Source organism: Rhizobium sp. SEMIA 4085 (assembly GCF_013004495.1).
Taxonomy (GTDB): Bacteria; Pseudomonadota; Alphaproteobacteria; order Rhizobiales; family Rhizobiaceae; genus Rhizobium; species Rhizobium gallicum.
Genome location: NZ_JABEPH010000201.1, coordinates 1 through 11,100 on the forward strand (window position 1 = coordinate 1; position 11,100 = coordinate 11,100).

6 protein-coding genes are annotated in these 11,100 nt (G+C 62.1%); 4 read left to right on the forward strand and 2 right to left on the reverse strand.

The genetic code is table 11. The features are described 5' to 3' along the window. Positions 1-344 precede the first annotated feature (344 nt). From C9413_RS19450 to C9413_RS19465, 4 genes are all read left to right on the forward strand, one after another. Positions 345-1,907 (forward strand): Do family serine endopeptidase, encoded by a 1,563-nt coding sequence (locus C9413_RS19450; protein ID WP_039844364.1) that lies wholly within the window; start codon positions 345-347, stop codon positions 1,905-1,907. An 84-nt stretch (positions 1,908-1,991) separates the two neighbouring features. Beyond that, positions 1,992-2,738: a response regulator transcription factor gene (locus tag C9413_RS19455; RefSeq protein ID WP_039844365.1), complete on the forward strand. Its 747-nt coding sequence runs from the start codon at positions 1,992-1,994 to the stop codon at positions 2,736-2,738. Then, positions 2,735-4,141, forward strand: coding sequence for a HAMP domain-containing sensor histidine kinase (locus C9413_RS19460; RefSeq protein WP_039844366.1), 1,407 nt, complete (start codon positions 2,735-2,737; stop codon positions 4,139-4,141). Before C9413_RS19455 ends, C9413_RS19460 begins: the two co-directional genes overlap by 4 nt. Positions 4,142-4,224: 83 nt before the next feature. After that, entirely contained in the window at positions 4,225-7,179 is a 2,955-nt protein-coding gene (locus tag C9413_RS19465) for a bifunctional [glutamine synthetase] adenylyltransferase/[glutamine synthetase]-adenylyl-L-tyrosine phosphorylase (protein WP_039844367.1), read from the forward strand. On the opposite strand, the gene C9413_RS19470 is transcribed toward C9413_RS19465, so the two are convergent. Together C9413_RS19470 and C9413_RS19475 are read right to left on the reverse strand one after the other, a co-directional pair. Then, on the reverse strand, positions 7,176-9,494 hold the full coding sequence (locus tag C9413_RS19470; protein WP_170250784.1) for a PAS domain-containing sensor histidine kinase: 2,319 nt from the start codon (positions 9,492-9,494) through the stop codon (positions 7,176-7,178). The genes C9413_RS19465 and C9413_RS19470 overlap by 4 nt on opposite strands. Before the next feature lie 182 nt (positions 9,495-9,676). Beyond that, on the reverse strand, positions 9,677-11,100 hold a 1,424-nt coding region (locus C9413_RS19475; protein ID WP_170250785.1), incomplete at its 5' end, for a DUF3458 domain-containing protein.

Consider the following 11,100-nt stretch of genomic DNA (forward strand, 5'->3'; position numbering starts at 1 on the left):
CTTCCCCCTCTCGCAGACATCCTCCCCAGGCGCGCGAGATCTCAAGCAAGACACCCAACGCAGATGTTCCGACAACCCTCATCGCATGACCCTTGCCCCAAGGCATCCTCGCCGGATCGAAAGAATATTTAAGGTATCATGAATATATCTGGGGGAGCAAGAAGTACAGCGCTCAACCCGTCGAGGCTGCCTTGGACATTGAAATTTATAGAGCGCTAATTCCTACATTACGAATTTTTCATTATGCGGACAGTTCGCAGTAAGGTTCGGCATCCTATATCTTCGTGCATCGACCGATCCGGCATTGGCCGGGACGAAGACAAGAAGAAGAGAAGGTGCCTAAAATGTTTACGACTCCCTCCCTCAAAACGATGCTGAAGGCGTCCACTGTCGCAGGTCTCGCTGCCGCCGTGTTTGCAACCGGTGTGCCGCTTGAGATCACGCGCTCGTACGCCGAAGCTGTCAATGTTCAAGCTCCGTCGGTCCCGAGCTTTGCGAATGTCGTCGACGCCGTTTCCCCGGCCGTCGTTTCCGTTCGCGTCGAATCCCGCATCAATCCGGCCTCCGACAGCACCGACGGCTTCGCGTTCGATTTCAACGGCCGCGGTTTCGACGATCTTCCCGACGACCACCCGCTGAAGCGCTTCTTCAGGCAGTTCGGCGAACAAGGCCCGAACGGTCCTCAGGGCGGTCCGAACAGAAGGTTTGGCCCGCCGGATGGCAAGGGCCGCCTGCGCCCAGTCGCGCAGGGCTCCGGCTTCTTCATTTCCGAAGACGGCTATGTCGTCACCAACAATCACGTCGTTTCCGACGGCTCGGCCTTTGTTGCCGTCATGACCGACGGGACCGAGTTAGACGCCAAGCTGATCGGGAGGGATCCGCGCACGGACCTCGCGGTGCTCAAGGTTGACGGAAAAGGCCGCAAGTTCACCTATGTAAACTGGGCTGACGACAACAATGTCCGCGTCGGTGACTGGGTCGTGGCGGTCGGCAATCCGTTCGGTCTCGGCGGCACGGTAACGGCAGGCATCATTTCGGCCCGTGGCCGCGATATCGGCTCCGGTCCTTATGACGACTACCTGCAGGTGGACGCAGCCGTGAACCGCGGTAACTCCGGTGGTCCGACCTTCAACCTCAGCGGCCAGGTGGTCGGCATCAACACCGCGATCTTCTCGCCGTCGGGCGGCAGCGTCGGCATCGCCTTCGCGATCCCGGCTTCGACCGCCAAGGACGTCGTTGCCGACCTGATGAAGGACGGTACGGTTTCGCGCGGCTATCTCGGCGTACAGATCCAGCCGGTTACCAAGGACATCGCCGATTCGCTCGGCCTATCGGAAGCAAACGGCGCGCTGGTCGTCTCGGCTCAGGATGGAACGCCGGGCCAGAAGGCCGGCATGAAGGCAGGCGACGTCGTCACTGCCGTCAACGGCGAAACGGTCAAGGATGCCCGCGATCTCAGCCGCCGCATCGGCGCCATGCAGCCTGGCAGCAAGGTCGAAGTGTCGGTCTGGCGCGACAGCAAGGCTCAATCCCTCACTGTTGAACTCGGCACCTTGCCGATCGACCAGAAGGACGCCTCCAACGACGACAATGGTGGTCCGGCACCGCAGCCTGAGGCACCGGCATCCGAAAAGGCGCTTGCCGATCTCGGCTTGACGGTCGGCCCCTCCGATGACGGCAAGGGCTTGACGATCACCGGCATCGACGCGGATTCGGATGCTGCCGACAAGGGCATCAAGCAAGGCGAAAAGATCACCTCGGTGAACAACCAGCAGGTCTCCAACGCCGATGATGTCGTCAAGGTTTTGAACCAGGCGAAGAAGGACGGCCGCACCCGGGCCCTCTTCCAGATCCAGTCCCAGGAAGGTAGCCGCTTCGTTGCGCTGCCGATCAACGGCCAAGGCTGATCCTCCCACCTTGGCCCAAAAAGGGGAGCCGCGATCCGACCTCCGCGCGGCTCCCTTTCTCCATCCTTTTCAAGGACGACGGCGATGACCCCACTGCAACAGGATGACGCTTTGAGCCTTGCCCAAACGCAACCGGCAGGTAATGTCGGCCGGATGAAGATTCTCATCATCGAAGACGATCTCGAAACCGCGGCCTACCTCACAAAGGCCTTTCGCGAGGCAGGCATCATCGCCGATCATGCAAGCGACGGCGAAAGCGGGCTCTTCATGGGGTCCGAAAACAGCTACGACGTGATCGTCATTGACCGCATGCTGCCGCGCCGCGACGGGCTCTCCGTCATCAGCGAGCTGCGGCGCAAGGGCGTCCATACGCCGCTTCTCATTCTTTCCGCCCTGGGGCAGGTCGATGACCGCGTGACCGGCCTTCGCGCCGGCGGCGACGACTACCTGCCGAAGCCCTACGCGTTCAGCGAGCTTCTCGCCCGTGTCGAAGTGCTCGGCCGTCGCAAAGGCACGCCGGAGCAGGACGTGGTCTACCGCGTCGGCGACCTCGAACTCGATCGGCTTTCCCATGAAGTCCGGCGCGGCGGCAAGGAAATTCCGCTCCAGCCGCGCGAATTCCGCCTTCTCGAATACCTGATGAAGAATGCCGGGCAGGTCGTCACGCGCACCATGCTGCTCGAGCATGTCTGGGATTACCATTTCGATCCGCAGACGAACGTCATCGACGTGCATGTCTCGCGCCTGCGCTCGAAGATCGAGAAGGACTTCAGCCGGCCGCTGCTGAAGACGATCCGCGGTGCGGGATACATGATCAAGGACGAGGGATGAGCCGTTTTTGGTTTCTCTTCAAGTCCACCGCAGTCCGTCTTTCGGCCCTTTATATCCTGCTTTTTTCAATCTGCGCCGCAACGCTCGTCTTCTACGTGACGGCGATGTCGCAGCGGCTGCTCAGCGGGCAGATCCGCGAGGCCGTCCAGCAAGAAGTCGATGTGGTCAGGCGTGCGTATGATCTGGGGGGCATGAACGCGCTGCTGCGCGCGATGGAGCGCCGCACGCGTCAGCCGGGCGCAAATCTCTATGTCATCGCCGGCCCGTCGGGCGATATCCTTGCGGGCAACGTCGCCTCGGTGCAGCCGGGCGTCTTTGAGGAAACCGGTTGGACCTCCGTTCCCTTCTTCTATCAACGCTACGCCGATAGCGGGGTCGACCGCCGCCACATGGCGATCGCCAATATCTTCGTGCTCGACAACGGCCTGCGCATTCTCGTCGGCCGCGATCTCGGCGAGCCCGAGCGCTTCCGCGTGCTGGTGCGCCAGGCGCTGATGATCGCGCTTGCGATCATGGGCCTCGGCGCCATCATCATCTGGTTCGGTATCGGCCGCAACGCGCTGAAGCGGATCGATCGCATGTCCGCCGCAAGCAAGAAGATCATGGCGGGCGACCTCTCGCAGCGCCTGCCGGTCGGCGGCTCGGGCGACGAATTCGACCGCCTGTCGGTTTCGCTGAACACGATGCTGGAGCGCATCGAAAAGCTGAACGAGGGCCTGCGGCAAGTTTCCGACAACATTGCCCACGACCTCAAGACGCCGCTGACGCGACTGCGCAACAAGGCCGCTGATGCGATTGACACGGCCAATGAGGATCAGCGCCGCCTGGCTCTGGACGGGATCATCTCGGAATCCGATCAACTGATCCGAACCTTCGATGCGCTTTTGATGATCTCGCGGGTGGAAGCGGGTTCTGTCGCCGCGGAGATGTCGCCAATCGAGCTTTCGACGATTGTTGCCGACAGCGCCGAACTTTACGAGCCCGTTGCGGATGAGGCCGGACTTTTGCTGACATCCAGCATCGAACCCGGCATATCCATCCAAGGCAACCGCGAACTGATCGGCCAGGCGATCTTCAATCTGATCGACAACGCGATCAAATATTCCGGGGATGGCACGGGCGGTGAAATCAGCCTGAAGCTGTTGCGCCGGCCTGACGGCATTTGCCTTTCGGTCGCCGACCACGGGCCGGGCATCCCCGCCGACAAGCGCGAGGATGTCGTCAAGCGCTTCGTGCGGCTTGACGAGAGCCGGTCGAAGCCCGGCACGGGGCTTGGCCTTTCGCTCGTCGAGGCAGTGATGGAACTGCATGGCGGCACGCTGGAGCTTTCCGATACAGATCCGGAAAAAGAAGACAGTCGTGGCCTTACCGTCAGCGTGATTTTCCCCGTCAAGCCGGCTTAGGGTTGGCCGCCCCGGATTGTGACCCTAGGTTAGGGGCTCGTATGGCAGCGCTGATTCCGGGCGCGGCGGCACCGGGAGGTGAAATGCTGACGAATTCGACACACAGCCTGAAGAACGTGGGTGGCGGTTTATTGCGACCGCTGAACCAATCCGAGCTCAAGCTGGCGCTCGCCGACCTGCAGGATATCGGCAGGCACGAACCGGCCGTCGCGGCACTGCTGAAGGCAGGTGGTCCGCTATCCGACTTCATCGCTGCGGTACTGACGCTTTCGCCCTATCTTCGCGAGATTGCCAATATAGACAATGCGGTTCTCGCTGCTGCGATTTCATCGCCTGTCGAGCCGCAGATCGAAGTGCTGATTGCTGAGGCGCGCGACTGCTGGAAGCCCGAAGACGGGATTTCGCCTGCCGAATCTGCCGTCATGAGCCGGTTGCGGACCATCAAGCGGAAAGTGGCATTTCTTGTCGCTCTCGCCGATCTCGCCGGGCTCTTCGACGGGCGGCAGACGACGGCCTGGCTGAGTGCCCTGGCCGAAGCCTCGGTCAAAGCCGCGATCGATCATCTTTTGCTGTCTGCCCATGAGGCCGGCAAACTGCAATTGAGGGACGCCGAAAATCCGAGCGAAGGTTCCGGTCTGGTCGTGCTCGGTATGGGAAAGCTCGGCGCATCGGAACTGAACTATTCGTCCGATATCGATCTTGTGGTTTTCTTCGACGAGCATGCCGGCATCGTGCCTGATCCGGATGATGCGATCGACATCTTTCCGCGGATGATGCGGCGGCTGGTGCGAATCCTTCAGGAGCGCACGGCCGACGGATATGTCTTCCGTACCGATCTGCGCCTGCGTCCCGATCCCGGTTCGACACCGCTTGCGATCCCGGTCGATGCCGCGATGATCTACTATGAAGGGCGCGGCCAGAATTGGGAGAGGGCAGCCTTCATCAAGGCGCGGCCCGTTGCCGGGGATATGAAGGCGGGAGAGGGGTTCGTGCGCGGGCTTGCGCCCTTCGTCTTCCGCAAGTATCTGGACTATGCGGCGATCGCAGACATTCATTCGATCAAGCGGCAGATCCACGCGCACAAGGGCCACGGCGCAATTGCGGTCAAGGGGCACAATGTCAAGCTCGGCCGCGGCGGCATCCGCGAGATCGAATTTTTCGTGCAGACGCAACAGCTGATTGCCGGCGGGCGCATGCCGGCGCTGCGCAGCCGCGGCACGGAGCAGACGCTTGCCGAACTGACCAAGGCGAAATGGATCGATGCGGAAACCCGCGACGAACTGACGGAGGCCTACTGGTTTCTCCGTGATGTGGAACACCGCATCCAGATGGTGCGCGACGAGCAGACGCATTTGCTGCCGGAAACAGAGGCCGATCTGAAGCGCATCGCCTTCATGATGGGCTTTACGGATACGCCGAGTTTTGCTGAGCGGTTGGTGGAGGTGCTGCGCACCGTGGAGCGGCGCTATGCGCGGCTCTTCGAGCAGGAGACCAGGCTGTCGACCGATACCGGAAATCTGGTGTTCACAGGCCAGGCCGACGATCCGGATACGCTGGAGACGCTGAAGAAGCTCGGCTTCAAGCGCACGTCCGATATTTCCCGCATTATCCGCACTTGGCATTACGGCCGCTATCGCGCGACACAATCCGTCGAAGCGCGGGAGCGGCTGACGGAGCTCGCGCCGGAGCTGCTTCGCGTCTTCGGCGAAAGCAAGCGGGCTGACGAGGCGCTGCTGCGCTTCGACAGCTTCATTTCCGGCCTGCCGGCCGGTATTCAGCTTTTCTCCTTGCTCGGCAGCAATCCGGCGCTGCTTTCGCTGATCGTCAACATCATGTCCTCGGCGCCAAAGCTTGCCGAGGTGATCGCCGCCAAGCCGCACGTCTTCGACGGCATGCTCGATCCGGGACTGATGGCGGAGCTGCCGACGCGTGACTATCTCGGCGAACGTTTGAAGGCATCGCTGGCGCAGGCGGGCCACTACGAGGAGGTGCTGGACCGGCTGCGCATCTTTGCCGCCGAGCAGCGCTTCCTGATCGGCATCCGGCTCTTGACCGGCGCGATCAACGGGCTGATGGCAGCTCGCGCCTTCACCCATCTGGCCGACCTTGCGATTGAAGCCGCGCTCGATGCGGTCAGGCAGGAAATGCGGGCGGCACACGGCGATTTTCCCGGCGGCAAGGTCGCCATTGCCGGCATGGGCAAGCTTGGCAGCTTCGAGCTGACGGCGGGCTCCGACATCGATCTCATCCTGCTCTACGACTATGACGATGCCGCTTGCGAATCCGACGGCGGGAAGCCATTGGATGCCGTGCGTTACTTTACACGCATGACGCAGCGGCTGATCGCGGCGTTCTCGGCGCCGACCGCCGAAGGCGTCCTCTACGAAGTTGACATGCGGCTTCGCCCCTCGGGAAACAAGGGCCCGGTCGCCACGCGCATCAGGTCTTTCGAGAAATACCAGCGCGACGAGGCTTGGACATGGGAGCATATGGCGCTTAGCCGCGCCCGTTTGATCTGTGGTGATCAGAGCCTGATGAGCGAGGCGGAACGGATCATCCGCGAGGTTCTCTCAAAGAGACGCGATGCCGCAAAGGTGAGCCGCGACGTCGCTGAGATGCGCGAACTGATCGACAAGGAGAAAGCGCCGGACGGCATCTGGGATCTGAAACTTATTCCGGGCGGCGTCATCGATATCGAATTCATTGCGCAATATCTGGCGCTGATTTCGCCGGTGAGGAGCGTAACGGCGAAGATCGGCGGGATGAATACCGGTGAGGCGCTGAAGACGCTCGGGGCGAAGCTTCTGCCGGCGGCCGACCTCGACCTCTGCCTGGAGGCGTTCACCCTCTATACGGAGCTGTCGCAGCTGATCCGGCTTTGCATCGACGGGCCTTTCGATCCCGCCGAGGCGCCGTCCGGGCTGACGGAGCTGGTGTGCAGGGCAGGGGACTGCCCGGACGTCAAGACGCTTGAAGGCGAGATCAAACGGCTTTCGAAGGCTGTTCGGAAGATATTCCAGGCGACGGTGAATTCCTAACGCGCTCCGTCCGGAATGCGGAACGAGACGACGGTGCCGATCGCCTCACGCGAACGGATGCGCATCTTGCCGTCGTGAAGTGCCGTCAGCGAGCGGGAGATGGCGAGGCCGAGACCGGAACCGCCCTTGCTCTTGGCATATTGACTCTGAACCTGCTCGAAAGGTTGGCCAATCTTCGTGAGCGCTTCGTGCGGGATGCCAATCCCGGTATCGGCGATCGTGACGATGACGCCCGCCGCATCGCGGCGGGTGCGGAGCGCGATACGGCCGCCGTCGTTGGTGAACTTCACCGCATTGGAGAGAAGGTTGAGGAGGATCTGCTTCATGGCGCGGCGGTCTGCCGTCAGCGTCATGCCATCACAAACGCGCTGCTCGATGACGATGTTCTTCTGGGCGGCCGGAATGGCGGTGAAGCGCAGGCTTTCCTCGATCAGCGGCGCAAGATCGATCTTCTCGCGGTGCAGTTTCATGTGCCCTGCCTCGATCTTCGACATATCCAGGATATCGTTGATGACGTTGAGCAGGTGCTTGCCGCTGTCATGGATGTCGCGGGCATATTCGTCGTATTTCAGCGAACCGAGCGGGCCGAACATCTGGTTCTGCAGAATTTCGGAGAAGCCGAGGATGGCGTTGAGCGGCGTGCGCAGCTCATGCGACATGTTGGCAAGGAATTCCGACTTCGCCTTGTTCGCCGCTTCCGCGCGTTCCTTCTCGGCCTGGTAGTTGGCGTTTGCGACCGAAAGAGCAGCTTTCTGACTTTCGAGCGTCTGACGCGATGCCTTGAGGTCGCCGATGGTCGCGATGAGACGCCGCTCGGATTCGCGCAGGCGCTCCTGGTTGCGCTTCAAAAGCGTAATGTCGGTGCCGACCGAAACCATGCCGCCGTCGCGGGTGCGGCGTTCGTTGATCTGCAGCCAGCGCTCATCGGCAAGCTGGACCTCGGTCGTGCGCGAATGGCCGGCGCCATCGGCGTTGGCCATGCGGCGCTCGATGACCGGCCGGGCGGCTGCAGCGTTGACCACGCTGCGCTCGGTGCCTGGAACGAGGACGCTGTCCGGGAGCCCGTAGGCCTGCTGGAAGTGGACGTTGCACATCACCAGGCGGTCATTCTTGTCCCAGAGAACGAAGGCTTCCGACGTGCATTCGATCGCGTCCGCAAGGCGCTGGTCGGCCTCGGCGTAGCGCTGCGCGAGGCGATGCTGCTCGGTCACGTCCATCGCGATGCCGATCATGTGGACGCGGCCGGAATTGCTGCGGATCATCTGGGCGCGGGCGCGCATCCACACATAGTGGCCGCCGGCATGGCGCATGCGGAAGATCTGGTCGACCTGGCCGGAACTGCCCTTGGCGACAGAGCGTGCGATTTCGTGCAGCCCGCCGTCTTCCGGATGCATCAGCCGCGCCGCGTCGCCGAAGGAAAGCGATTTGTCGGAAGCCGGCAGGCCGAGCATGCCGTACATCGAACGCGACCAGAAGAATTCGCGGCTGTCGAAATCGAAATCCCAAAGCCCGCAGCGGCCGCGCGAAAGTGCTGTCTCGACGCGCTGGTTCGATTCGACGAAGATCTCGTCGGCGTCCCGGGCGCGCTTGACCTGCATGTAGTAGGCGTAAAGGATCACCAGCAAGATCGACGAAATGCCGGCAAACAGCGTCACGTTGAGTGTCAGCTCTTCGCGCCAGAGCCTGCCGATCTCGTCCAGCGAGGTTGCTGCGATGATATAGCCGCCGGTGCTGCCGACGAGGGTGATTTCGGCGTAGTGCGGATTGCCGCTGATCGTCGTTTCAATGACGCCGGCCCGATCCCCGAAGCGGCGGATGGCGGAAACCTCGGGAAAGAAATCGCCGGCATTCGATCCGACATAGGCAAGGCCCGCGGTGGATGCGGCGAAGACTTTGCCGCTCGTCTGCACGAGCCGGATGAAGGAGCCGCTGCCGAGACGGTCCTGTGGCAGGAATTTCGCAAGTTTCGCTTGGGCTTCGGCGGCTCTGCCGTTGTCGAAGAGATCGCTGGAACCGGCAAATACGGCCGCGGCGGTCGCGGCCGAAAGTGCGGTCGCATGCCGGGCGGCTGCGCCCATGCGAGTATATTCCGACATCATCCCGAAAAGATGCGAGCATGCGACGACGGCAAGGAATGCCACGATCAGTGCCGGGATGGCGCGCTTTAGGATGATTTCGGTGTGCGGAAGGCGGCTTGCTATCGGCTTGGAGATCGCCGCGGTGCGGTTGGAGGCATTGCCGTGCCAGGCACGAAGCCCTTCAAAATCAACACGCAGCCGCCCTCCGGCCGCAGTTGCCCGCCGCACGTTCATCATCACTAGCCTTGATCCCTCGTGTGATTCGCAGCGCCGCTCGCTCGAACCTCACTCAATGAATCATTACTGATTCGCCGTGTCCAGAGGGAAAGGTAAAAATCTGTTAACTATCTATAAGTGCTGGTTTTTTGCCGAGACGTTTCAAAGCGCCGCAGGGTCGCGCGGCGCCTCTGGCGAGCAAATCACCCCTTCAGCGTGCGCTCGACGATGTCGCGAACGTCCGTCGAAAGGGCGGGTGCTTGTTCGATCTCCGTCAGGGCAGCGCGGGCCAAACCGGCGCGCACCGGCTCCAGCGACCGCCATGAACGCATGGAGGTCAGGATGCGGGCAGCAAGCTGCGGATTACGCTGGTCGATATCGAGGATCTCGCGCGCCAGGAAACGATAGCCTTCGCCATCGGCCCGGCCGAAGCCGGTGGGATTGGTGAAGGCAAACGTGCCGACAAGCGCGCGAACGCGGTTCGGATTGGTGCGCTTGAAGAGCGGACTTTCCATCAGCCTGCGGACCCGGTCGAGCGCGCTGGGTCCAGGGATGGTTGCCTGCACGGAAAACCACTTGTCGATGACGAGGGCGTTTTCCACGAAGTCGTCCCGGAATGTTGAAAGCGCGGCGATCGCTTCACCGCTTTCGGGAAAGCGGTGTGCCAGGACTGTCAGCGCGTGCAGCCTCTCGGTCATGTTGTTTGCGGCGTCGAACGCAGCCTTGGCGCGTGCTGGGCCATTCTCCACATAGGAAAGGTAGGTCAGCGCGGCATTGCGTAGCGCCCGGCGGCCGGCGCTTTTTGCGTCAGGGCTGAAGTCGCCCGGCGTTGTCATTTTCTCGAAGAGACCGGTAAAGATTGCGATTCCACGATCTGCAATCTGCTTCATGACGGCCTGGCGCCCGGCGTGTATCGCGTCCGGATCATTATTGCTGCCGAGTTCGCGCGAGATGTCGGATTCGCTCGGCAGGGCGAGCGCCTGGGCGCGGAAGGCGGGCTCAAGGCTCTCGTCGGCGGCGGCATGAAGCAGTGCATCGATGGAGGTCTGTTCGCAGGCAATCGCTTTGCCTTCACGCGCATCGCGCGCTGCCTTCAGCAGGTTCGGCAATGCCAGATCGGTCAGCGCCTGCCAGCGAGCGAAATGGTCCGTCTCGTGACGGGCGAGCAGCGCGAGGTCGGCGGGGCTTTGGTCGAGATGCAGGTTGATCGGTGCCGAAAAGCTGCGGTTGATCGAAACGACCGGCCGCGATCCGATGCCGTGGAGAACAGCAGTCTGCGTTCTGCCGATGAGATGCAGCACCTCTCCGGTATACTCGGCTCCTTCGACGGAGGCCGGCTCGATCTTGCCGCCGTTTTCGCCGAAAAGGGCGAGGCTGAGCGGGATATGCATCGGCTTCTTGTCGGTTTGGCCCGGCGTCGCCGGAACCATCTGCTCCAGAGACAGGCTGAAGGTCTTGGCGGTCGCATCGTGGCTTCCGGATGCTGGTACGAGCGGCGTGCCGGCCTGTGGGTACCCAAGCGAGGACTTCGCAGGGGCGCGACCGCTCGCGTCAGCGTATCCCTGAAGCAAATCCTGGAGCGCGCACGGCCGTGCGACCTGCCGACCGAAATAAGCGTCCAGGCGCG

What these genes read in the sequence shown, in the direction of transcription:
- C9413_RS19450 (WP_039844364.1), top strand. Translation starts at nt 345, where the DNA reads ATGTTTACGACTCCCTCCCTCAAAACGATGCTGAAGGCGTCCACTGTC.
- C9413_RS19455 (WP_039844365.1), top strand. Translation starts at nt 1,992, where the DNA reads ATGACCCCACTGCAACAGGATGACGCTTTGAGCCTTGCCCAAACGCAA.
- C9413_RS19460 (WP_039844366.1), top strand. Translation starts at nt 2,735, where the DNA reads ATGAGCCGTTTTTGGTTTCTCTTCAAGTCCACCGCAGTCCGTCTTTCG.
- C9413_RS19465 (WP_039844367.1), top strand. Translation starts at nt 4,225, where the DNA reads ATGCTGACGAATTCGACACACAGCCTGAAGAACGTGGGTGGCGGTTTA.
- C9413_RS19470 (WP_170250784.1), bottom strand. Translation starts at nt 9,494, where the DNA reads ATGATGAACGTGCGGCGGGCAACTGCGGCCGGAGGGCGGCTGCGTGTT.